19 protein-coding genes are annotated in these 22,002 nt (G+C 72.2%); 7 read left to right on the top strand and 12 right to left on the bottom strand.

Annotation, left to right across the window (positions count from 1 at the left end; all coding sequences use genetic code 11):
- Window positions 1-27: 27 nt before the first annotated feature.
- The gene (locus tag ACIQU4_RS20240) at window positions 28-1,215 is read left to right on the top strand and encodes an epoxide hydrolase family protein (RefSeq protein ID WP_403732311.1); all 1,188 of its coding nucleotides are present in this window, start codon (window positions 28-30) and stop codon (window positions 1,213-1,215) included.
- On the opposite strand, the gene ACIQU4_RS20235 is transcribed toward ACIQU4_RS20240, so the two are convergent.
- Complete coding sequence (locus ACIQU4_RS20235; RefSeq protein WP_403732308.1) at window positions 1,182-2,129, bottom strand: helix-turn-helix domain-containing protein; 948 nt, start codon at window positions 2,127-2,129, stop codon at window positions 1,182-1,184. The two genes, ACIQU4_RS20240 and ACIQU4_RS20235, sit on opposite strands and share 34 nt — an antisense overlap.
- A gap of 98 nt (window positions 2,130-2,227) precedes the next feature.
- On the opposite strand from ACIQU4_RS20235, the gene ACIQU4_RS20230 reads away from it, so the two are divergent.
- Window positions 2,228-3,289, top strand: a complete 1,062-nt coding sequence (locus tag ACIQU4_RS20230) for a saccharopine dehydrogenase family protein (protein ID WP_403732306.1) — start codon at window positions 2,228-2,230, stop codon at window positions 3,287-3,289.
- Window positions 3,290-3,337: 48 nt separating this feature from the next.
- On the opposite strand, the gene ACIQU4_RS20225 is transcribed toward ACIQU4_RS20230, so the two are convergent.
- The 3 genes from ACIQU4_RS20225 to ACIQU4_RS20215 all read right to left on the bottom strand — a co-directional run bounded on the left by ACIQU4_RS20225 (window position 3,338) and on the right by ACIQU4_RS20215 (window position 10,509).
- Window positions 3,338-4,750, bottom strand: a complete 1,413-nt coding sequence (locus ACIQU4_RS20225; RefSeq protein WP_403732303.1) for a M1 family metallopeptidase — start codon at window positions 4,748-4,750, stop codon at window positions 3,338-3,340.
- A gap of 37 nt (window positions 4,751-4,787) precedes the next feature.
- Window positions 4,788-8,696, bottom strand: a complete 3,909-nt coding sequence (locus ACIQU4_RS20220) for a Pls/PosA family non-ribosomal peptide synthetase (protein WP_403732300.1) — start codon at window positions 8,694-8,696, stop codon at window positions 4,788-4,790.
- A gap of 202 nt (window positions 8,697-8,898) precedes the next feature.
- The gene (locus ACIQU4_RS20215; protein WP_403732297.1) at window positions 8,899-10,509 is read right to left on the bottom strand and encodes an FAD-dependent monooxygenase; all 1,611 of its coding nucleotides are present in this window, start codon (window positions 10,507-10,509) and stop codon (window positions 8,899-8,901) included.
- Window positions 10,510-10,704: 195 nt separating this feature from the next.
- On the opposite strand from ACIQU4_RS20215, the gene ACIQU4_RS20210 reads away from it, so the two are divergent.
- Window positions 10,705-12,057, top strand: a complete 1,353-nt coding sequence (locus tag ACIQU4_RS20210) for a M14 family metallocarboxypeptidase (RefSeq protein WP_403732294.1) — start codon at window positions 10,705-10,707, stop codon at window positions 12,055-12,057.
- A gap of 61 nt (window positions 12,058-12,118) precedes the next feature.
- Here the strand turns inward: ACIQU4_RS20210 and ACIQU4_RS20205 are convergent, their stop codons facing one another.
- Entirely contained in the window at window positions 12,119-12,721 is a 603-nt protein-coding gene (locus ACIQU4_RS20205) for a TetR/AcrR family transcriptional regulator (RefSeq protein ID WP_403732292.1), read from the bottom strand.
- A gap of 217 nt (window positions 12,722-12,938) precedes the next feature.
- On the opposite strand from ACIQU4_RS20205, the gene ACIQU4_RS20200 reads away from it, so the two are divergent.
- Complete coding sequence (locus ACIQU4_RS20200; protein WP_403732289.1) at window positions 12,939-13,727, top strand: SDR family oxidoreductase; 789 nt, start codon at window positions 12,939-12,941, stop codon at window positions 13,725-13,727.
- A 151-nt stretch (window positions 13,728-13,878) separates the two neighbouring features.
- Here the strand turns inward: ACIQU4_RS20200 and ACIQU4_RS20195 are convergent, their stop codons facing one another.
- Window positions 13,879-14,844 carry an AraC family transcriptional regulator gene (locus ACIQU4_RS20195; protein WP_403732286.1) on the bottom strand — a complete coding sequence of 322 codons (966 nt, stop codon included), beginning with the start codon at window positions 14,842-14,844 and terminating at the stop codon, window positions 13,879-13,881.
- 114 nt (window positions 14,845-14,958) lie between these two features.
- Between ACIQU4_RS20195 and ACIQU4_RS20190 the strand changes: the two genes are divergently transcribed.
- Window positions 14,959-15,819, top strand: coding sequence for an NmrA family NAD(P)-binding protein (locus ACIQU4_RS20190; protein ID WP_403732283.1), 861 nt, complete (start codon window positions 14,959-14,961; stop codon window positions 15,817-15,819).
- The gene (locus tag ACIQU4_RS20185) at window positions 15,816-16,253 is read left to right on the top strand and encodes a nuclear transport factor 2 family protein (RefSeq protein ID WP_403732280.1); all 438 of its coding nucleotides are present in this window, start codon (window positions 15,816-15,818) and stop codon (window positions 16,251-16,253) included. Before ACIQU4_RS20190 ends, ACIQU4_RS20185 begins: the two co-directional genes overlap by 4 nt.
- A 22-nt stretch (window positions 16,254-16,275) precedes the next feature.
- On the opposite strand, the gene ACIQU4_RS20180 is transcribed toward ACIQU4_RS20185, so the two are convergent.
- Entirely contained in the window at window positions 16,276-16,824 is a 549-nt protein-coding gene (locus ACIQU4_RS20180) for a DinB family protein (RefSeq protein WP_403732277.1), read from the bottom strand.
- A gap of 119 nt (window positions 16,825-16,943) precedes the next feature.
- Between ACIQU4_RS20180 and ACIQU4_RS20175 the strand changes: the two genes are divergently transcribed.
- Window positions 16,944-17,786, top strand: a complete 843-nt coding sequence (locus ACIQU4_RS20175) for a DUF3626 domain-containing protein (protein ID WP_403733090.1) — start codon at window positions 16,944-16,946, stop codon at window positions 17,784-17,786.
- Between the two features lie 10 nt (window positions 17,787-17,796).
- On the opposite strand, the gene ACIQU4_RS20170 is transcribed toward ACIQU4_RS20175, so the two are convergent.
- From ACIQU4_RS20170 to ACIQU4_RS20150, 5 genes are all read right to left on the bottom strand, one after another.
- Window positions 17,797-18,228, bottom strand: coding sequence for a C40 family peptidase (locus ACIQU4_RS20170; RefSeq protein ID WP_403733087.1), 432 nt, complete (start codon window positions 18,226-18,228; stop codon window positions 17,797-17,799).
- A gap of 308 nt (window positions 18,229-18,536) precedes the next feature.
- The gene (gene thpR / locus ACIQU4_RS20165) at window positions 18,537-19,133 is read right to left on the bottom strand and encodes an RNA 2',3'-cyclic phosphodiesterase (RefSeq protein ID WP_403732274.1); all 597 of its coding nucleotides are present in this window, start codon (window positions 19,131-19,133) and stop codon (window positions 18,537-18,539) included.
- Between the two features lie 262 nt (window positions 19,134-19,395).
- Entirely contained in the window at window positions 19,396-20,199 is an 804-nt protein-coding gene (locus ACIQU4_RS20160; RefSeq protein WP_403732271.1) for a hypothetical protein, read from the bottom strand.
- A gap of 170 nt (window positions 20,200-20,369) precedes the next feature.
- Window positions 20,370-21,041 carry a class F sortase gene (locus ACIQU4_RS20155; RefSeq protein WP_403732268.1) on the bottom strand — a complete coding sequence of 224 codons (672 nt, stop codon included), beginning with the start codon at window positions 21,039-21,041 and terminating at the stop codon, window positions 20,370-20,372.
- Window positions 21,038-21,871 (bottom strand): hypothetical protein, encoded by an 834-nt coding sequence (locus tag ACIQU4_RS20150; protein ID WP_403732265.1) that lies wholly within the window; start codon window positions 21,869-21,871, stop codon window positions 21,038-21,040. The genes ACIQU4_RS20155 and ACIQU4_RS20150 overlap by 4 nt, the downstream gene beginning before the upstream one ends.
- Window positions 21,872-22,002: the final 131 nt, after the last annotated feature.

The raw sequence follows: 22,002 nt of genomic DNA, 5'->3' as shown, positions 1-22,002 counted from the left end.
CATATGGGGTGCCCTAAGATGCGGCCCATGCCGGACGCCTCCCCCCGCCCCGAGCCGTTCACCCCGCACACCGACCCCGCGGCGCTCGACGACCTGCGCGCGCGGCTGCGGGCCACGCGGTGGCCGGACGCACCCGAGGGCGCCGGCTGGTCCCTGGGGACCGACCTCGCCTATCTGCGCGAGCTCGTCGCCTATTGGGCGGACGGGTTCGACTGGCCGGCGCAGGAGGCGGCGCTCGCCCGGCTGCCCCACTTCCGCGTGCCGCTGCGCGGACTCGGCATCCACTTCGTGCACACCCGCGCCGTCGCCCCGGCCGGGGCGCCCGTACTGCCGCTGGTCCTCGGCCACGGCTGGCCGGACTCGTTCTGGCGGTACTCGAAGGTCGTCCCGCTCCTGACCGACCCCGCGGCGCACGGCGCCGATCCCGCCGACGCGTTCGACGTGGTCGTCCCCGACATGCCGGGCTACGGGTACTCCGAGCGCCCCACCGGACCGCCCCTCGACGCGATCGCCGTCGCCGGGCTGTGGGCCGAGCTCATGGAGGTGCTCGGGTACGAGCGGTTCGGCGCGGCGGGCGGGGACGTCGGCAGCCACGTCAGCCGCTACCTCGCGCTCGACCACCCCGACCGGGTCGTGGCCGTCCACCGTACGGACGCGGGCCTGCCGCTCTTCACCGGCGACCCGGCGGAACTCGCCCCCGAGGAGCGCGCCTGGCTGGAGGCCACCGCGGCCTGGGGCGCGACCGAGGGCGGGTACGTCGCCATGCAGCGCACGAAACCCCAGACCGCCGCCTTCGGGCTCACCGATTCGCCGGCCGGACTCGCCGCGTGGATCGTCGAGAAGCTCCGGGCGTGGAGCGACTGCGACGGCGACATCGAGCGGAGCTTCACGAAGGACGAGATCCTCACGAACGTCACGCTCTACTGGCTCACGGGGACGATCGGATCCTCCATGCGCATGTACCGCGCGAACGCCGCGATCCCGCCCGCGCAGCACGCCCGCCGGGTCGAGGTGCCGTCCGGCTTCTCGATCTTCCACGGCGACGTGGTCCGCCCGCCGCGGGCGTGGCTGGAGCGCACGGCGAACGTCGTGTACGCGACCGAGCCCCCGCGCGGCGGCCACTTCGCACCGTTCGAGGAGCCCGAGCTGTACGCGGAGGAACTCCGCGCGTTCTTCCGCCCCTACCGGGCGGCGGCGCGGAACGTGCGCCGGTAGGCGTCCGGCGGGACACCGACGGTCCGGTTGAAATGGCGGCGCAGCGTGGCGTCGGTGCCCATGCCGGTGGCCGTGGCGATCGTACCGATGGTGTCGTCGGTGGTCTCCAGGAGCTCCTGGGCGCGGTGGATGCGCTGGGTCAGCAGCCAGCGCAGGGGAGTGGTGCCGGTGAGGTCGGTGAACACCCGCGCCAGGTGGCGCGAGCTCATGTTCGCCCGGCGGGCCAGGTCCTCCACGCCGAGCGGCTGGTCGAGCCGTTCCATCGTCCAGGCCAGCAGCGCGCCCAGGGGGTGATCGCGAGGTTCGGGCACCGGAGTGGCGACGAACTGGGCCTGGCCGCCGGCCCGGTGCGGCGGGACGACCAGGCGGCGCGCGACCTGGTTGGCGACGGCCGAGCCGTGGTCGAGGCGGACCAGGTGCAGGCACAGGTCCATCGCGGCGGCCTTCCCGGCCGAGGTGAGCACGCTGCCGTCGTCCACGTAGAGCACGTCCGGATCGACGTCCACCCGGGGGTACTTGGCGGCCAGCGCGGCGGCGTGAAGCCAGTGCGTGGTGGCCCGGCGCCCGTCCAGCAGACCCGCTGCCGCCAGTACGAACGCGCCCGTGCAGAGGGAGGCCACCCGGGCGCCCGCCTCGTGGGCCGCGCGTACGGCGGCGACCAGTTCCGCGGGCGGATCCGTGTCCAGGTCGGCAATCGCCGGGACGATCACGGTGTCCGCGTGCACCAACCGGTCCAGTCCCGCGTCGGGTTCGACCCGGAAACGGCCGCCGACGGGCACGGAGTCCGGGCCGCATAGGGCGAACTCGTACCAGGGGTCCGCCAGATCGGACCGGTCGACACCGAACACATCGCAGGCCGCGGCCAGTTCGAAGTGGGGTACCCCGGGCGTGACGGCCAGCGCGACAAGGCTCATGTCCGAAAGTGTACGGGGCATGGCATTACCGCTACTCCCGGCCGACGGCCTTCGCGGGCACGATGGCATCCAAGTGATCGTTCGAACGGGGGAGCCTCATGGAATCGAATCGAGTGGCGGCGGCGGTAACGGTCTTCGGCGCGTACGGGCACACCGGACGCTTCGTCGTCTCCGAACTGCTGGACCGGGGGCTGACCCCGATCCTGTCCGGGCGCGACGGCGACAAGCTCCGCGCACTGGCCGCCGAATTCCCCGGACTCGACGTCCGGCCGGCGTCGGCCGGCGATCCGGAGGCGCTCGACCGCGCAGTGGCCGGAGCGGCCGCCGTGATCAACTGCGCCGGGCCCTTCGCCGAGACCTCCGCGCCGGTGATCGAGGCGGCCCTGCGCGCACGGATCGCCTACCTCGACGTCGCGGGCGAAGTGGAGGCCGTCGCCGACACCTTCGCCGATTTCGCGGACCGGGCCCGCGAGGCCGGGATCGTGGTCATGCCCGCGATGGCGTTCTACGGGGGCCTCGGCGACCTGCTCGCCACCGCCGCTCTGGGCGACGCCCCGGCGGCCGACGAGATCGACATCGCGTTCGCCCTCAGCAGCTGGCAGCCCACGGCCGGGACCCGCGGGTCGAGTCAGGTCTCGCGGCGCCGGCGCGAGGGCCGCCGGCTCGTCTACGCGAACGGCCGGCTGGAGCTGCGCACCGACGCGGCACCCACCGGGCAGTGGTCCTTCCCCGCCCCGGTCGGAGACCAGTCCGTGATCGGCGAGTTCACCACCACGGACAGCGTGACCATCGCACACCACCTGTCCGCCCCGGACATCCGGACCTTCATGACGGTCGAGGCGGTCAAGGACGTGCTGGCCCCGGACGCCGTGGCGCCGGAGCCGGTCGACGAGCGGGGCCGGTCGGCGCAGACCTTCCTCGTCGACGTCACCGTCCGCACGGGCTCGACCCGGCGCCGTGCGGTGGCCCGCGGGCAGGACATCTACGCCGTCACCGCGCCGCTCGTCGTCGAAGCGGTCAGCCGGATCCTCGCGGGACGGGTCAAGACGGTCGGCCTCGTCGCCGCGCCGGGCGAGATCTTCGACGCGCACGCCTTCCTGACCGCGCTGGCCCCGCAGCACCTCTCGTACGAGCTCGGCGCCGCCGAGACGCGCGGCTGACCGAGGCCCCGGCCGGGCCCGGCGGAGCCAGACCCCGCCCGGCAGGCCTCAGGCAGACGTGCGGCCCCGGCTCGGCCGGCCGTTCGTGGGCGGGTACCCGGGCTTCGCGGGCGTCGAAGCCGACGGCCGTACGGGCGGGGGCACCGGCAGCGGTGGCAGGGAGGGCTCGTACAGCCAGGCCGAGAACACCTCGTCCACCGGCTCGGCCGCGTACCGGGCCACGTGCGTGGTGAAGGCGGCGGTGCTCACCACGCCGTGCCGGTGCACCGTGGTCCAGTCGCGCAGCATGCGGAAGAACGCGCCGTCGCCCAGGGCGCAGCGGATCGCGTGCACCGCGAGCCCCCCGCGCTGGTACAGCCGGTCGTCGAACATCAGCTTGCGGCCCGGGTCGACCAGCCGCAGGTCCTGCGGCTGCGAGGCCAGCAGCCGGTGCGCGGCGGCCGCCTGCTCGTGCGCGGTGCGGCCGCCGGAGCGCTCCGACCACAGCCATTCGGCGTACTTCGCGAACCCCTCGTTCAGCCAGATGTGCCGCCAGTCGGTGATGGTCACGCTGTTGCCGAACCACTGGTGCGCGAGCTCGTGGGCGACGAGCCGCTCCGACCCGCGGGCGCCGTCGACGTGGTTGGCGCCGAACAGGGAGAGGCCCTGGGCCTCCACCGGAACGTCCAGTTCCTCGTCGGCGACGACCACCGCGTACTCCCCGAAGGGGTAGGGCCCGAACAGGTCCTCGAACAGCTGCATCATGGCCGGCTGCCGGGCGAAGTCGCGGGAGAACTGCGGCAGCAGGTGCGCCGGTACGTGGGCGCTCATCGGCACGCCGCCGAGCCCGGGGTCGCCGAGCAGCACCGTCTGGTACACGCCGATGGACAGGCCGACCAGGTAGCTGGAGGTCGGTGCGGGCTGCTCGTACACCCAGGTCGTCGTGCTCGCCCTGGTCGTCCGGGTGAGCAGCCGCCCGCCCGCGACCACCGTGTACGAGGACGGGGTGTTGATCGAGATCTGGTACGAGGCCTTGTCGGCGGGCCGGTCGTTGCACGGGTACCAGGAGGGTGCGCCGACCGGCTGACTGGCCACCAGCGCGCCGTCGGTCAGCTCCTCCCAGCCGAGCCCGCCCCAGGGGCTGCGCACCGGCTTGGGATTGCCCGCCCAGTGCACCTCCACCGTGAAGGCGGCGCCGGCGGACAGCGGCTTGGCCGGGCGGATGCGGAGCCTGCCGCCCCGGTGGGTGTAGTGCGGGACACGGCCGTTCACCATGACCCGGCCTATTTTGAAATCGGCCAGGTTCAGGTGGAACTCGGTGAGCGGCGCCCGCCCGGCGATCGCGCTGATCCGGGCGGTACCGGCCAGCCGGTTGGGGCCGGGCCGGTACTCCAGAGCGAGTTCGTACCGGTGCACGCGGTAACGGGAGTCTCCGTTGTCGGGGAAGTACGGGTCCGATGCCGCTGTTCTCTGGCCGCTCATTACCGCTTCCGCTCCCTGCGCTGTGCCCGGGCCCTTGTCAGGCCCGCCATGCCTCGATCGGGTTGCCCAGCCAACGGGTGTCGGCGGGGACGGATTCCCCGGCCATCACGAGAGAGGCGGGACCCAGTGTGCTGTGGGCCCCGACCGAACTTCCGGGCAGGACGATGCCGCCCGGGCCCAGGGTGGCGCCCTCGTGGAGGACCACAGTATCCGTCCTCAAGATCCGGTCGTGGAAGAGGTGAGTCTGCAACACGCACCCGCGGTTCACGGTGACCCCGTCACCCAGCTCCACCAGGTCCGATTCGGGCAGCCAGTAGCTCTCGCACCATACGCCCCGACCGATCCGGGCCCCCAGTCCGCGCAGCCACAGGTTCAGCAGCGGGGTACCGGGCACCGATCCGGCCAGCCACGGCACGGCCAGTACCTCGACGAAGGTGTCGGCCAGCTCGTTGCGCCACACGAAGCCGCTCCACAGCGGGTGCTCTCCCGCCCGGTGCCGGCCCACCAGCAGCCACTTCGAGACCACCGAGACCGCGCCCGCGGCCACACCGGCGGCGAGCAGGACCACCCCGGACAGCAGCGCGGTGCCCCAGACCCCCGGGCCGCCGCTCACCGTGGCCAGCGCGCACAGCGCTGCCACCATCAGTACGGCCAGCGCGGCCGAGCAGAACACCGGCAGGAGCCGGCACAGCTCCACCAGACCGCGCGCCCACAGCAGCCGCGCGGGCGGCTCGTACGTACGGCTCTGGTCGGAGGACTCGGCGGACCGGGGCAGCCGGACCGGCGGCAGGCCCAGGTAGGAGCTGCCCTTCTTGGCCTTCTTCGGGGTCGCCGAGAGGACGCCGACCAGCCCGCCGTCCGGCACGCTGCGGCCGGGCGCGGTCATGCCGGAGTTGCCGAGGAACGCCCGGCGGCCGATCTCGGAGTGCCCGATGTGCATCCAGCCGCCGCCCAGCTCGTACGGGGCGGTCAGGGTGTCGTCGGCGAGGAACGCGCCCTCGCCGACAGTGGTGAGGCTCGGCAGCGCGAGCACGGTGGAGACCTCCGCGCCCCGGCCGATCTTCATGCCGAGCAGCCGCAGCCACACCGGGGTGATCAGACCGGCGTACAGCGGGAAGAGCGTCTCCCGCGCCAGGTCCATCAGCTGGGTGACCGTCCAGGCCTGCCAGCCGACCCGGCTGTGCGTCGGATGGGTTCCGGTGCGCAGGCCCAGGCTGAGCAGGCGTACGGAGACCAGCAGCAGGGCCGCGTACGTGAACCCGTACGCGAGCGCCCCGGGCACCACGGCGATCAGGGCCCCGCGCAGGGCCTCGGCCAGTCCGGCGTCGGCGGGCACGAACCGGCTCAGCACGAGCAGGGCGGGCACGGTGGCGAGCACCGGCAGCGCGCTGAGGCCGATGCCGGCCGCCCCGTAAGCGGCCCGCCAGAAGAGCCCGCGCGGCGGGCGCTGCTTGGGCCAGTTGCGCTTGGCCTTGCCGAGCTTGACGGCGGGCGCGCCGGCCCAGCGCTGCCCGGTGGTCACCGTACCGACCACGGCGGAGCCGGGGGCCACCTCGGCCCGCTTGGCGACCCGCGCCCCGGGGAAGAGCATGCTGCGCGTGCCGACCACCGCGCCCGCGCCGACCTTGACCGAGCCGATCACCAGCCGGTCGCCGTCCAGCCAGTGCCCGCAGAGGTCCACCTCGGACTCCACGGCGCAGCCGCGGCCCAGCTTGAGCATGCCCGTCACCGGAGGCAGCGAGTGCAGGTCCACCTCGGGACCGACCTTGGCGCCGAGGGCCCGCGCGTACCGCTCCAGCCAGGAACCGGTGAGCGAGGTCGCGCCCACGTACTCGGCCAGCCGCTCGGCCGTCCACAGCCTCAGGTGCACGCTTCCGCCGCGCGGGTAGCGCCCCGCCTTCACGCCGCGCAGCAGCAGGCGCGCGCCGCCGGCCGCGATGGCGAGGCGGCCCGGCGGGCTGAAGAGCAGCGCCGCACCGGGGACGACGAACCACCACGAGGCGGTCGGCGCCCACGGATAGGCACCGAACCAGTGCAGCGCGTTGCCCAGCGCCAGCAGGGCCACGCTCCAGCGCAAGCCCACCAGGGTGAACAGCGGGAGCAGCAGGAGCGACTGCACCACCTTGGCCCGCAGCGGAACGGGCGCGACGACCCGGGCCGCCTCGTCGTCCCGTACGGACTTCTCCAGCCGCCGGGCCAGCTTGCGCAGGACGGGCTGCTGATAGATGTCGAGGACGGCCGCACGCGGGTAGCGGGTGCGCAGACGGGTGGTGAGCTGGGCGGCGGCGAGGCTGTTGCCGCCGATCGCGAAGAAGTCGTCGGCGGCGCCGGTGACTGCCACCCCGAGGGTCTCGGTCCACTGCTCGGCGAGCCAGGCCTCGGTGCCGTACAGCTGCTCGGTGGGGCCGGTGGTCTCCAGCTCGGGCAGCGGCCAGGGCAGGGCGTTCCGGTCCACCTTGCCGGAGGTGCGGGTCGGCAGTTCGTCGACGGGCGCGAGCAGCGGCACGAGGGCCGCGGGGAGCTCGGCGCGCAGCCGCTCGACGGCCGCAGCGTGGTCCCAGCCCTCCTGGGCGACCAGATAGCCGACCAGCAGCTGGTTGCCGCTGCGCGCCGTACGGACGGCCGCGGCGGCGCCGGCGACGCCGGGCAGGGCCTGGAGCGCCGCGTCCACCTCGCCCAGCTCGATCCGGCGGCCGCCGAGCTTGATCTGCTCGTCGCCGCGGCCGAGGAAGATCAGGCCTTCCGGTTCCGCGCGGACCAGGTCGCCGCTGCGGTAGGCGCGCTCCCAGCCGAGGGATTCCAGCGGGGCGTACTTCTCGGCGTCCTTTTCCGGGTCGAGGTAGCGGGCCAGGCCGACCCCGCCGATCACCAGCTGGCCGCTGCCACCCATCGGCACCGGCTCGCCGGACTCGTCGACCACCGCCAGCTCCCAGCCGTTCAGCGGGAGGCCGATCCGGATCGGCTCCTCGCCCGTCAGCAGAGAGGCGCAGGCGACGACGGTGGCCTCGGTGGGCCCGTACGTGTTCCAGACCTCGCGGCCCTCGGTGACCAGGCGCTGGGTCAGCTCGGGCGGGCAGGCCTCGCCGCCGAAGATCAGCAGCCGGACCTCGTCGAGGGTCTCCGGCTCCCAGAGCGCGGCCAGGGTCGGCACCGTGGAGACCACGGTGATCTCCTGCTCCACCAGCCAGGGGCCGAGGTCGGCGCCGCTGCGGACCTGGGAGCGGGGGACGGGCACGAGGCAGGCGCCGTAGCGCCAGGCCAGCCACATCTCCTCGCAGGAGGCGTCGAAGGCGACGGACAGGCCGGCCATGACCCGGTCGCCGGGGCCGATGGGCTCTTCGGTGAGGAACAGCGCGGCCTCGGCGTCCACGAACGCGGCGGCGCTGCGGTGGCTGACGGCGACGCCCTTGGGCTTGCCGGTGGAGCCGGAGGTGAAGATGATCCACGCGTCGTGCTCGGGCCCGGGGCGGGCGGCGGACACGGGAACGTCGGGCAGGTCAGTGACGTCGACGCGCTGGCCGCCGCCCAGCACGGCCCGTACGCCGGCCTCGCCGAAGACCAGCTCGGCCCGCTCGTCGGGGTCCTCGGCATCGACCGGGACGTAGGCGGCACCTGCGGCGAGCACGGCGAGAATGGCCACATACAGTTCATTCGTCCCGGACGGTACGCGGACGCCGACCCGGTCGCCGAGCCCCACGCCGGCGGCGGCGAGGGCGCGCCGGCGGCGTTCGACCTCGACGGCCAGCGCCCGGTAGGTCAGCTGGGCGGAGCCGTCGTCGAGGGCGAGCTCGTCGGGGTACGCCCGTACGGAGGCCTCGAAGATGTCGACGAGGGTACGCGTGGGGGCGGCGGGCCCGGCGGAGAACCGGGCGGATTTGCCGGACCCCTCGTGCAGGTCGCCGTCGTCGAGCAAGGTCAGGTCACCGCGCTCATGTGTGGCTGCCATCGGCCCTCGCGTCTCGCTCCCGGGGGGACATCCGGGTCGCCGGCGGAGCCCAGGTCTGCCCGGGTTGTTCCGGTCCGGCGTCGAACAACCGGCCATTCTACTGCGGCATCAAGAGTTTTCTTGCTGAAGGCTTGGGCCGTGGCGGAGAAGGACCGGTCCGGCCGGGCGTGCTGATCATGGCTTTCGGAGGGCTGCGGGGCGGTCAGGAGGGTGCCGAGCCGGTGATGGTGGTGACGGTGTGGCGGAGGGTGGAGTCACGCGGTGAGGGGTCGGTCCAGCGGGCGCCGATGTGGCCGTCGGGGCGGATGAGCAGTGCTCCGTGCGGGCCGAGGCCGCAGCGGTCGGCGTGCTCCGCGGGCAGGCTCTCGATGCGTACCGGCCACGGCGTGGCGGCCTGGCGTTCCCAGTGGGCGGGGTCCGGGGTGAGCAGGGTGAACCACTCGCCGCAGGTATCGAGTGTGGAGCGGCCGTCTGCGAGCCAGAGGTGCGGCAGACGATGGCCGGGCTCCGGGGTGGGGACATAGTCGGTACCGGTATCCGTGTCGGTGTCGGTGTCCGTGTCCCTGCCTCGGCCGGACGGCTCGGGGCGGGTGCCGTCGCCGTCGAGGACGGCGGCGGAGCGGTAGGCGGTGCCGAGTACGAGGCCCAGCTGGGCGAAGTACCGCTCCGACCAGGGCAGTTCGATCCGGTCCTGCACCGGTGCGCCGCCTCGGAGCTGGTCGCGGCGCCGCTGCAGTACCTGGACCATGAGCTGGGCGTTGGCCACTGCTTGGCGCAGCGTCCGATGGGCGACGGGCTCCCGTTCCGTCGCGTACGTGTCCAGGAGGCCGGGCCCGGCCCACCCGCGGAGCACGCCCGCCAGCTTCCAGCACAGGTTGTGCACGTCGGCGATGCCGGTGTTCATGCCCAGGCCGCCGATCGGGGGGATCGCGTGCGCGGCGTCGCCGGCCAGCAGGATCCGGCCGTGGCGGAAGCGTTCGGCGACGAAGGCGTTCATCACCCAGTGCTGCACCCGCCGTACGTCGGCCCGTACGTCGGCGCCGGTGCCGAGAGCCCGCGAGACGAGGCCGGACCAGTCGGTGCGGGCGCCGTCCCCGGGTGTGGGACCGAACCAGAGCCAGCCCCCTTCGGGGTGGACCGGTCCGAACGATCCGTGAGCGGTGAAGTAGACCCCGGCGGGCTGATGGGCGCTCCACCGCCCCAGGTCGGCGTCGAAGACGACGGTGGTGAAGTCGCCCATCGCGCCCGGGCCGGTGGTGCCGATGGCGAGGCGCTCCCGGACGGTGGAGTTGGCGCCGTCGGCGGCGATCACGTAGCGGGCGCGGACGCGTGTCTCCTCTCCGCTTCGGCGGTCCAGGAGTACGGCCACGACGCCGTCGGGTCCCTCGGCCAGGCCGATCAGCTCGACCCCGAACCGCAGGGGTGCGTCGCCGTCGGCGGCGGCGAGGAGGGTGGGTTCGAGGCGGTCCTGCGAGGTGAGCACGCCGGTCACGGGGCTTTCGGGTACCGGCGCGTCGAGCCCGACCATCGCCGCCGTGGCGAAGTCCTCGTCGTAGAGGGTGTCGCGGAAGCGGACACGTCCGTACTGGGGTGCGAACGCGGCAGCCGTGACCCGGGCGGCCAGCCCGAGTTGGCGAAAGATCTCCATCGAGCGCACGTTGACCAGCCGGGACCGCGGGAACGGCGACAGCTCGGCGTGCTTCTCGACGAGCAGCGTCGACACGCCCCAGCGAGCCAGCAGCGCCCGGGCCGTGAGCCCGACCGGCCCGCCCCCGACGATCAGCACCGCCACCTCGGCATCTGCTCCGGACAAGCCTCGCTCCTCGTGCTCGCCGCAGGTTGGTTGACCGCACTGTGCACAGTAGGGCGCCGGAGCCCCTCGGCCCCGGCGGCAGGCATCGTCGGCGGGTCGTGCCGTCGACGGTCACGGCGTGTCCTCCTGCGTGCCTTTTGGGCTGCGGGGCGGTTGTCATCACGTCGTCATCCTTCGACCGCGCCGGAGCCTTCCATGTCGTTCCACCGTCTCGTCCGGGCCGTGGGCGTAGCCGCCGGGGTCCTCCTCGCCGCGCCCCTGACGGCCGGCGCCGCCCGGGCGGCCGACGGCGTGCCCCGTACGGGGTTCGAGGCCACGTACGGGGCACGCTGGACCACGGAGTCCGAGGAGCGGGCCTTCCTCGACGCCGTTGAACAGGGCGGCGAACGGACCGCTCTGCGGCGGCAGCGGATCGGCACCAGCACCCGCGGCCGCCCGCTGTGGCTCGTGAGCGTAAGCAGCACCCGCCCCGCACCCGCACCCGTGCCCGTACCCGTCACCATCCTGCTGGTGTGCAGCCAGCACGGCGACGAGCCGGCCGGGCGCGAGGCATGTCTGACCACCATCCGCGAGCTCGCGTACGCCCGCGACCCGGGGACCCGACGCCTCCTGGAGCGCGCCACGGTCCTGGTCGTCCCGACCGCCAACCCGGACGGGCGGGCTGCCGACACCCGGGGCAACGCGGACGGCATCGACATCAACCGCGATCACCTCGCGCTGACTTCGCCCGAGGCGCGGGCCGTCGCGGCCGTGCTGCGCGACCGGCGTCCGGACCTCGTCTACGACCTGCACGAGTACCGGGCGACGCCCAGGACGTACGACAAGGACCTCTTCGACCTCTGGCCGCGCAACCTCAACACCGACCCCGGCGTGTACGCGCAGGCCCGCGCGCTGTCCGGAGCGTTCGTACGGAAAGCGGCGCACGCCGCCGGGTACTCCACCGGCACCTACGGCATCTGGACCGACCCCGTGACCGGCGCCCCCGTCAAGCAGGCCGCGGGCGACGGCCAGGAGCGCATCCTGCGCAATACCGCGGGCATCAAACACGCCGTCACGCTGCTGATCGAAAGCCGCATCGAGGCGGCCGGCGCAGCGGAGACGACCGACCCCGCCGTCAACCGCCGACGCCGTGTGAACTCCCAGCTCACCGGCCTGCGTGGACTGTTCGCGTACGTCTCCCAGCGGGCGGGCACGCTGGCGGCGACGACCGCATCGGCCCGCCTGACCGGCTACCGCGACCAGGGCCCGATCGCTCTGGGCGGTGCGGACAACCAACCCCCGACCGAAGGTGAAACCCTCACCGACCCACCCTGCGGCTACCGCCTCACGCCCGCCCAGTACACCGAAGTCGGCGGCCGCCTCGCTCTCCACGGCGTACGGGTCACACGCTCCGACGGGGGCGCGTTCGTCCCGCTGCGCCAACCCCTGCGCGCCCTGGTCCCCCTGCTGCTCGACGCCCGGGCCCCGTACCGCCTCACGGAGGGAGAGCCGGTGCGGTACTGCACGGCGGCGGCCCGAACGGACATCGAGGTAGGACGGCTGCCGTGAAGACCGCTCGCTGGCATGGGTTCGAATCCCGGCCCGGGCGCGAAGAGTTGGGTCCGCCCCGCTACAGCTCGTCGAGCCGCAGGAACGTGAGCGCCCGGCGCGTGAGGACGAGAAGGTCCTCGGGCTCGTCCTGGCCGGCCCAGCGCTCCACGGCCGCAGTGAACGCGTCGAGCACGGAGCCCGCCAGCAGCCGTACCTCCAGGCTGTCGGCAGATCGGCCCGTCCGGGCGGCGAGCACCGGCAGCAGCCGGTCCCGCATCTCCTGTACGGCCGCCAGCCAGCGCGACCGGAGCGCGGGGACACCGCCCATGAGGCGGACGAGGGCGCGGCCGGGCTCCGCGTCCGCGAGGCGCCGCTCGGACATCGGCGTCGTGAACACCCGCTCCACGGCGGCGATCAACGGCTCGTCCGCCGGCTGGGCCGCCAGGGCGTCGACGAGCTGGCCGACGCCGGACGTGACGAGGGGGGTGAGCGCGTCCTCCTTCGAGGCGCAGTAGCGGTAGAAGGTGCGCAGCGAGACGCCGGCCGCCGCGGTGATGTCCTCGACCGTCGTCGCCTCGTACCCGCGCTCGGCGAAGAGCGCCGCCGCCGTCTCCGCGATCTCGACGCGGGTCTCCTGCCGCCGCCGCTCGGTCAGAGGCGGCCGGCCTCGTTCTGTCGCCATCCCGGTATCCCCCTCCGCATCCCTGGTCACAGGCGTCCGTTTCGTAGGGGCCCATGCTGCCCGGCCGGGGGCCGGGAGCCAACTGCGGCACCCACTGCGGCACGAACTCGCTACTTGGCGCATCGTGCCAATAAATGTATGTTGATCAAACCCTCGCACGTCGCCGGATCGCAGATCGCAGATCACCGACGAGCGATACGAGTCAAGGAGCGTGCGCATGTCCCCTGCCCGGCCCCGCACTTACCTCGTGACCGGAGCCGCCTCCGGTATCGGCGAAGCAACCGCCGCCCGCCTCCGAGCCCATGGCCACGCCGTACTCGGCGCCGACCTCGCCGGCTCGGACATCGACGCGGACCTGTCCACGCCCGAGGGGCGTGCGCGGCTCGTGGACCGGGCGCGGGAGCTGACCGGCGGCCGCCTCGACGCCGTGATCGCCTCTGCGGGCGTGCAGCTCTTCGACCCGCAGACCGTCAAGGTCAACTACTTCGGCGCGGTCGCCACCTTGGAGGGGCTGCGCCCCCTGCTCGCCGCCGGTACCGACCCGCGCGCCGTCGTCATCTCGTCGGTCACCGCGATCCACCCCCACGACCCGGCCATCGCCGACGCGGCCCTCGCCGGCGACGAGACCGCCGCGACCGCCGCCGCGGAGACCGCCGTGCGGCGCGGCGAGGGCCACGTCATATACGGCTCGTCCAAGAACGCCCTCGCCCGCTGGGTCCGCCGCACCGCCGCCACCGCGCAATGGGCGGGCGCCGGCATCCCGCTCAACGCCATCGCCCCCGGCACGGTCCGCACCCCCATGACCGAGCCCATGCTCGCCACCCCGGGCATACGCGAGGTCTTCGACTCGGCCATCCCCATGCCCCTGCACGGCCACGCCGCCGCCGAACAGATAGCCCCGCTCCTCGACTTCCTGACCTCGCCCGAGAACACCCACGTCACCGGTCAGGTCGTCTTCATCGACGGCGGCGCCGACGCCACGCTGCGGGGTGACGGGGCATGGTGACCCGTACGCTCCTGTGCACCGCCGTCGTGCCGGCCGCTCCCGCCGAGGTCTGGCAGGTCATCGGCGACGGCACGTACGCGACGGGCCTGGCGGCCCTCCGGGAACGGTTCGCCCGGCAGCCCGAGCGGCACCTCACCCCGGCCTCCGGTTCTCAGACGAAGTGGACGCCGTCGCCGCCCGGTCCCGGGCCGGCGCCCAGCAGGGCGGTCTGCTCCTCCTGTTGCCGTCGCCACACCCCGGGCGGCTGCCCGTGGTGGCGGCGGAAAGCCGCCGCGAAGGCGTACGGGGAGCCGTAGCCGGTGCGTTCGGCGACCTCCGCGAGCGTCGGCTGACCGGCGCGCAGGTAGTCACGCGCGAGCGTCATGCGCCAGTCGGTCAAGTACTGCATCGGGGCCTGGCCGAGTGCGCGCTGGAAGCTCCGCGCGAACGCCGCCCTCGACAGTCCGCTGAGCGCCGCCAGTTCGGGCACCGTCCACGGGCGGGTCGCATCGTCGTGCATGGCCTGCAGCGCCGCGCCCAGCCGGGGATCGGACGAAGCCCGGAACCAGCGGGGCGCGCTGCCGCTCGTCCTGAAGCTCGTACGGATCGCGAGGACCAGCAGGACGTCGAGGAGCCGGTCGAGTACGGTCTGCTGGCCGGGCTCCGCGGCGGCCAGCTCCCGCGACACCATGCCGATGGCATCGTGCAGGGGATCGCCGACGGCCGCAGACAGCGGCAGGACCTGGGGCAACGCCCCGAGCAGGCCTTCCCCGACGTCACCGGAGAACTGATAGGCGCCGCACAGGAACACGGTGCTCCGCTGCGCCTGCCGGTCATCGGAGTGCTCCCCGTCGGCGTGCCGTGCTTTGAACTCTTCCGGCTCCAGGCACGCCGCCCCGGGCTCATGTGCGATGTGGTGATCGATCCCGCCCCGTACCAGTGCCAGCTCGCCGGGGGCCAGTTCGAGAGCATCCTGCGGATCGTCGAGCCAGAGCCACGCGCGCCCCTGGACGACGGCGTGCAGCGCCAGCTGGATCGTGCCCGACAGCCGCAGCCCCCACGGGGGCTCGGCCACCGTCCGGGCGAAGACACCGCCGGAAGCACGCGCCCTCGTCAGGTGATCCTGTAGGAGGTCCATAGGACGAGTGTCAGCCGATACTGACTCCTCGGTCAAGAAAATGAGCGTCTGGCACAAAGAAAACGCGCGATGTGCGCATTGATTCCCTCCCTCCTTGATCGGATCGTGGGAGTCATGACCAACATCTCACGGCAGACCACGCTGGTACTGGGCGGTACGGGCCGGACCGGCTCGCTCCTCGCGAGGAAGCTCGCCGAACGGGACCGTCACGCGCGAACGGCTGCGCGCCGCGGCGCCGACGTGCCGTTCGATTGGGACGACACCGCCACGCACGGCCCCGCCCTCGCCGGAGTCGACCGGATCTACCTCGTCACGCCCGTCCTGCGGGTCGCGTACGCCCCGCTGGTGTCCGGCTTCCTGGATCGCGCCGAATTGGCGGGGGTACGTCACGTCACGTACCTCAGCGCGTACGGCGCCGAGCAGGCCCCGCCGGAAGTCGACATCCGGGCCGTCGAACTCGACGTCATGAGCCGCCAGGCCTTCACGTCCTCGGTCATCCGGCCCGCGTGGGTCATGCAGAACTTCGCCGACGAGCACCTGCCCGTCATGGACGGCGCGATCACGGTGCCGACGGCGGGCGGCGCGGAGGCGTTCGTCGACGCCGCGGACGTCGCCGCGGTCGCCGCCGAGACGCTGATCGACCCCGAAGCCCACGCGGGCGCGACGTACGAGCCCACCGGCCCCGAAGCGCTCACGGTGGCCGAGGTCGCCGCCGCCGTCGCGCGCGTCGCCGGCCGACCGGTCAGGCACGTCGACATCGACAGCGGCTCGTGGATCGGCGGCGCCGTGGCGGCCGGCGTAGTCCCCGCCGACTACGCCGTCATGCTCCGCTGGCTGACGGGGACGATCGCCTCCGGCCACGGCTCGCGCCCCAACGACGACGTCCTCAAGGTCACGGGAGCCCCGCCGACCGGCTTCGCGGACTTCGCACGCCGCAACGCCCACGCCTGGGCCCTCCCGGCGGTGACCTCGTGACCGGCGCCCGACCGGGTTACGAGGCGCTCGCCCCGTTCTTCCGGATCGTCGAGGAGGGCCTGAGCGGCCTCGTCGACGGAGAGGACTTCTTCGAGACGCTGGCCGAGGACGCCGTCTTCGAGTACGTCGTCTCCGTCCCCGGATACCCTCGGCGCGTCGAGGGCCGGGAAGCCGTCGCGGACCTCTACCGCGGCTACGGGGAATCGATCGTCCTGCACCGCTCCGACGAACTGGCCGTCCACCGGGACCGCGAGGCCTCGGTCGTCGTCCTGGAGTACGCGGTCCACGGCCGAGCGGTCGGCACCGGGCGTGCCTACGACAACCACTTCGTCTCCGTGGTCACGATCAAGGACCGCAAGATCACGCACTGGCGCGACTACCTCGACCCCGTGGCCGTGTTCAACGCCCTCGGTCGGCCCGCTCACCGCACCTGACGGGAGGTGCCGGCCGGCCAGGTCACCTCCCCGTGGCGCCGTCGATGCATTCGCGCAGCAGGTCCGCGTGCCCGTTGTGGCGGGCGTACTCCGCGATCATGTCCACCATGATCCGGCGCAGTGAGATCGGCTCGCCGGTGGCCTTGCGGATCCCCGTGTCGTCCAGCGACGCCGCGGCGGCCGTGATCTGCCGGGACCGCTCGCACTCCGCACGCCAGACGGCGAAGGCTTCGGCGGCGTCACCGTCCAGGCTCTCGAAGTCCTGGTCGGGGTCGTCGTCGGAGTAGTGGAGCATCGGTACGTCCTCGCCGGCGAACTGGATCCGGAACCACCAGCGCTCGACACCGGCCAGGTGCCGTACCAGTCCGTGCAGGGACAGCGTGGACGGCGGCACGGCCTTCGCGGACAGTTGCTCCTGGGGCAGACCGGCGCACTTGAGATCGAAGGTCTCGCGGTACCAGTCCAGGGTGGCTTCCAGCGTCTCCCGTTCGCTGCCCACGAAGGGCGGAGTGCGGCGGGTGTCGCCGCTCCACAAGGATGAGTAGTGCGTGGGGGCGGATGAGCCGGTCATCGTGTGCCTTCCTGATCGAGGACGACGCGAGTCTAGGGGCGGGGGGCGGGGCGCTACTGCCAGCCCCCGGCGGGGGAAACGACGCGCACCAGGTGATCGGTTCGGGAAACACTGTCCGAATGAGTTTCGAAGCCATCCAGACGCCGCAGGACCGGGCCCTTCGCCATGTCGCAGGGTTGTCGTCGGGCCCTCCGGTCGACCCGGCGCTGCGGGTGACCCTCAACTTCCACCCCGACCGTGTGGCACGCGGTCGCGCGGTGCTGGACGCCCTGGCCGACGACGAGGTCTACCGCTCGCAGTTCGTCACCGGAACGAGCAACGGCGGCCTGACGGCCTACCCCGGCGGAGACCGATGGCGCTGGGAGAGCAGGATCTTCAACGGAGCCTACGATGCGGAACCCGCTCATGAGCGGCCCGCCTACGGGGCATTGAACTTCCGCGACAAGGCGGTCGGCGCAGCGCCGCGTTTCGGTTCCGCTCACTTCCGGCTCACTTCCGAAACGCTGATACGGACCACGTTCTGCTACCCGGACAGCTTCCTCGAACCGTCTGACTTCGGCGTCGCCGACCGCATGCGGCTGATCGAGCTCGCCCGGGCCGACAAGCAGGACGCACTCGACGACTACGTCGAGGCGCAGGTGCACGGGCCGGTCCGGCTGGACCGCGATGTGGAGGCGCTGGTCCTGGACCCCTGTTTCCGGGGCACGGCCGTGGAGGAGGGCGCCCGGCGTCTTGCCTGCCCCTTGGAGTGGCACGTCGGCTTCCGGCTCACGGTCGACGAACTCCGCGTCCATCCCGACTACCGGGGCCAGGAGTACGTCGATCTGGGCACCCGGATCGCGGTGGACGGCTTCCTTGATCCCCGCATCCTCGGAGATGCCGCTCGGGCGGGTGACCACGATCCGCAGGCGATCAAGCGGGTGTGGCACTGTCTCGCGCGTTTCGGAGCGGCCTGGGATTAGTCGCTGCCGCTCAGGTGGCGCGGGTGTAGCGGACGTTTCCGCTCCAGATGCGTTCGAGCCGTACGCGCGTGCCCGGCCTCGGGGCGTGCCAGATCTTGTCGTGACCGGCGTAGATACCCACGTGCCCTATGGTCGCGCCTGCGGGGAAGAACACGAGATCGCCCGGTGCACGCTGAACGCGCCCGATGTGGCGAGTGTGTTCGTACTGTTCGTCGGCGGTGCGGGGAAGCACCCGGCCGGCCTTTCGGAAGGCGTAGAGCGTGAGGCCCGAGCAATCGAATTCCCCCGGCCCCGACGCTCCGTACACGTACGGCGCACCCCGCTTGGACGCGGCGATCACGACGGCCTTGGCGCCGTAGGGCGAGGCCGCCTGGGCCTCGGCGGCGGGGCCGGTGAAGCTGGCCAGGGAGATTATGACGGAGAACGTGAGCACTGTCGCGATACGGCGGGTCGTCAACAGGTCGGTGGAGCGTTTTCGGTTGTCCGTCCTGATGTAGCTCAATCGTGATACCTCCGCATTGTGTTGCTGAAACAGCCCCGAGTGAGGTTCTGTGTCGGTGACATTGCGTTTTGGCTCTCGATGGCGGACCAGTTTTGTCCGACCGGCGCGAAGTTGCTGCCATCGGACACGCCTTCAAGGATCTCGGTTGAGTAAAATCGTCCGAGTTTATACGCATGAGTTATTTTCCGGATTGGCGGGCGGGGGAGTACTCCATGCGGGGCGTTCGGCGTACCGCCCTTGTCCGGGGATCAGTTCCGGCCGGTGAATTCCCAGGACCGGATGTCGCGGTAGTGGATCGGGCCGGGGCCGCGGCCTATGTTGCTGCCGACCAGGTGCAGGCGTTCGGCCGGCCAGGTGCGGCCGGTGAACTCGGTGAGCGTGGCCGCGACTTCCAAGGTGCTGGACGGGTCGCTGCGGCGGGAGCGGGCCAGCGTCAAGTGCGGGCGCAGCGGCCGGTCTTCGAAGACGATGCCGCATTCCTTGACGGCGGTACGGACCTGGGAAGTGAGCAGGTGCAGCCCTTCGATCTCCCCGTCGATACCGCTCCAGAGGACCCGCTGGTCGAAGTGTCCGCTGCCGCGCAGTGCCAGTTCAAGGGGCCGGTGCGCTGCCGCGAGGGCGGCGAGCGGCGGCTGCAGGAGCGGGACCGTGGCGACGGGGAGTTCGCCGAGGAAGGCCAGCGTGATGTGCCAGTCCTCGATGCGGTTCCACCGCATGCCCGGGTAGGCGCGGTAGGAGGGCCGCAGCTCCCGTGCCAGTTCCTCCTTGGCGTCGTCGGGCGGGGCGAGGGCGACGAACACGCGGACGGTCGCGGCGGCGGACGGGGGCTGGATCTGATCGTTCACGAGGGACTTCGTACCGCACCCCGGCGATCCAGTCATCTTCCGCCCCCTGCCCCGCGCCCCGCGCCCCCCGCCCCGCGTGCGGCGGGCGCCGTGGGACGGCGGCGTCACTGCCGCGGGCCTCGCTGCCGCGGTCCGTCCCCTTGCTGCACGCCTGCACGTCGTACCGCTCGGTGGTTACCCCGAGTTGTGGGGCGTACCGGTTACCGACGAGAGGTACGCGCTGATCGCCTACATCTGACGTGTCCGTGTCCGCGCCCGGGGGTCAGTGATGTGCGGTCGCCGTCAAGCGCTTCGTGAGCACGCCTCCACCGACGATCAGCGCCACGCCGAGCCACCACATGTTTCCGTCGAAGATCAGGACGGCAATCCCGATCGGCACCAGCAGTCCGGCCAGGGGTACGAACATCCCGGCGAGGTGCGGTGGCTCCGGGCCTGGCTGGCCCGCCTCGCGCAGGGCCCGGGCGCGTGCGACGTCCGGGTACCAGGCGGTGAAGCGCACGGCCGCCACGATGGCCAGGATCTGGATGATCCATCCGGTCCAGATGTTGTTCGGATTGTGCAGCACCAGGTCCCCGTACGCGCCCGCGACGGCGGCCACCAGGAACGCCAGCCCCCACACCCCGGTGATGAGGTAGTTGGTCCGAAGGAACGTGGGCTTGTGCCAGTACGCCGGATCGACCCGCTCCCGCGCGTACTGGAGGGTGAACGGCATGCGGACCGCCATGGAGCCGAACGCGATCACGACGAGGGCGATGTTGGACACCTCGCCGGCGTACGTCTCCAGCCATCGGCGGGTGTCGTCGCTCGCGAGGATGCCGACGACGGCGAGGATCGTGAAGAAGACCAGGTCGGCGATTTCCAGGAGCTTCCACGAACTGCCCCTGTTGATGATCCGTCCGGCCGCGACCAGAACGATCGTCGTCGCGAGGGCGAGTACCACCGCGATCTCGAACCTGCCCGGCCCGACCACGAGCGAGAAGATGATCCACGGCGCCATGCCGATGACGGGATTCTCCAGGAATCCCGCGACAGCACCGCGGGCCGTGGCGGGCCCTTCGGTCTTCACCCCTCCAGGGTGCGCGAGCACGGCCCATGGGGCCATTCGGGGTGCACATGACGATTTCGGAGCCGTTCCGGAAGAGCCGATCGGGACGACACGGGGCGTGCCGTCCTTCGCGGCGTACGACCTGAGAGCGGATGCGCGTGCCAGGTGCCCGTGTGGTGCCTGTGTGGTGCCTACGTGGTGCTCGTCATGCGGGCGAAGACGACCACGTTGCTGTCGTAGTAGTGCTTCTTCGGGTCGAAGTCGCCGCCGCAGGTGATCAGGCGGAGGCCCGCGTAGTCGAGGTTCTTGTAGACCTCGAGGGTGGGGAACTCGGCCTTCGGGTACTCGGCGACGCGTTCCACCGTGAACGTGGCCGTCTTGGCGTCCTGCCTGGTCACCTGGATGGTGTCACCGGCCTTCATCGTCTTCAGCTTTTCGAACACGGCCGCCGCTCCGTTCCATGTGACATGGCCGGCGATCACGGCCGGGCCCTGGGAGCCGGGTGTGGGGCCAGGCTCGTACCAGCCCGCGAGGCCGGGGTTCTTCGGGGTCTGCATCGTGCCGTCGGTGTTCTGGCGCAGCGTCTCCAGGGTGCTGGAGAGGCCGAGGGACGGGATGGCGATCTTCTGCGGTTCCGAGCGGGCCAGGGCGGGCTGGGCCTGCGCCCCGCCCTTCGGCGGCGTTTGGTGGCCGCTCGCGGATGCCGCCGGGGCGGGAACGACTCCCGCGTCGTTGTGCGCCGGCGCGGGGGGCGCCGCCGTGCCCTGGCCCCCGCACCCCGCGAGGAGGAGCGTGGCGAGGGTCAGGGCGGCGGCGGCCAGGGCGCGGCGCGCGGTCCCCGCGGAGGTCCGGCCGGCATTCATGCGGCGGCACCCTTGGTTTCCGTACGGATCGGGGCAGACGCGGTGCGCCGCCGTGCGAGGAACACCACGCCGGCCACCGCCGCGGATCCGGCGAGGGCCGCCCCGGCCGGCATCGCCGCGCTCTCCGGCGCGCCGCCGCCCGTATCGATACCGCCGCCGGTCTCGATGCCGCCGACCGGAAGGGAGCCCACTGACGCGCCCATGACCATTCCGCAGTTGGTCGGAGCCGTCGCCTCCTGGGGCAGCTTCGGGTCGAGCTCGCTCTTGCCGGCCCCTTGGACGTCGTACGTGCCGTTGTGGTTGCGGTCGATACCGTGCTGCACGATGTGCAGGTCCTTGATGTGGTCGACCACGTCCTGCGCGACCGTGATCGTCCGCTTGTACGAGACCTTGCCCTGCTTGTCGGCGACGGGCATCCGGTCCACGGCGAGACCGCTGGCCGCCTTGGTGTCCCCGGAGGTGGTGAGCGAGATGTTGATGTCGCCGTAGTCGACGGTGGCCTCGGTGTTGCTGAGGACTCCGTCGTGGTCGGTGTCGTCACTGGCGTCCGGGCACTGGAAGTCGTGCCCCTTGGTCGAGCCGTGCAGGTGCTGGGCCGAGGGCTGTCCGGGCACCATGCCCTCGGACTCGATCTGCACGGTCAGCTGGTTGCCCTTGATGCTCAGCATGGCGGTACCCCGGGATCCTGAGTCGTTGAGCTGCGCGAGGTCGATCTGGTACGCCTTCCCGCCCTCCGCGGCGAGAGCCGGGCCGGAGAGCCCGAGGGTCAGGAACACGGCGGCGGGCCCGGCGGCGAGCACCACGAGGCGACCAGTGCGCTTGGCTATCACATTCGCTCCTGTTCCGCGGCTCCCGGGAGAGGGAACCGCAGATCGTACGGTGGTGAAGCGAGCTCCCGGAGAGGGTCTCGCTGCTACTTCGGAGCGCCGGCGCCCATGGATGGGTGCCACTTTGAAAAACT

The sequence above is a fragment of the Streptomyces sp. NPDC090741 genome, from assembly GCF_044769045.1.
Classification (GTDB): Bacteria; Actinomycetota; Actinomycetes; order Streptomycetales; family Streptomycetaceae; genus Streptomyces.
The sequence above is the reverse complement of the archived record's forward strand: the minus strand, read 5'-3'. Positions and strand labels throughout refer to the sequence as shown.

Bases quoted from the DNA above. Each gene is read 5' to 3' on its own strand.
- ACIQU4_RS20240 (WP_403732311.1), top strand. From the start codon at position 28: ATGCCGGACGCCTCCCCCCGCCCCGAGCCGTTCACCCCGCACACCGAC.
- ACIQU4_RS20235 (WP_403732308.1), bottom strand. From the start codon at position 2,129: ATGAGCCTTGTCGCGCTGGCCGTCACGCCCGGGGTACCCCACTTCGAA.
- ACIQU4_RS20230 (WP_403732306.1), top strand. From the start codon at position 2,228: ATGGAATCGAATCGAGTGGCGGCGGCGGTAACGGTCTTCGGCGCGTAC.
- ACIQU4_RS20225 (WP_403732303.1), bottom strand. From the start codon at position 4,750: ATGAGCGGCCAGAGAACAGCGGCATCGGACCCGTACTTCCCCGACAAC.
- ACIQU4_RS20220 (WP_403732300.1), bottom strand. From the start codon at position 8,696: ATGGCAGCCACACATGAGCGCGGTGACCTGACCTTGCTCGACGACGGC.
- ACIQU4_RS20210 (WP_403732294.1), top strand. From the start codon at position 10,705: ATGTCGTTCCACCGTCTCGTCCGGGCCGTGGGCGTAGCCGCCGGGGTC.
- ACIQU4_RS20205 (WP_403732292.1), bottom strand. From the start codon at position 12,721: ATGGCGACAGAACGAGGCCGGCCGCCTCTGACCGAGCGGCGGCGGCAG.
- ACIQU4_RS20200 (WP_403732289.1), top strand. From the start codon at position 12,939: ATGTCCCCTGCCCGGCCCCGCACTTACCTCGTGACCGGAGCCGCCTCC.
- ACIQU4_RS20195 (WP_403732286.1), bottom strand. From the start codon at position 14,844: ATGGACCTCCTACAGGATCACCTGACGAGGGCGCGTGCTTCCGGCGGT.
- ACIQU4_RS20190 (WP_403732283.1), top strand. From the start codon at position 14,959: ATGACCAACATCTCACGGCAGACCACGCTGGTACTGGGCGGTACGGGC.
- ACIQU4_RS20180 (WP_403732277.1), bottom strand. From the start codon at position 16,824: ATGACCGGCTCATCCGCCCCCACGCACTACTCATCCTTGTGGAGCGGC.
- ACIQU4_RS20175 (WP_403733090.1), top strand. From the start codon at position 16,944: ATGAGTTTCGAAGCCATCCAGACGCCGCAGGACCGGGCCCTTCGCCAT.
- ACIQU4_RS20155 (WP_403732268.1), bottom strand. From the start codon at position 21,041: ATGAATGCCGGCCGGACCTCCGCGGGGACCGCGCGCCGCGCCCTGGCC.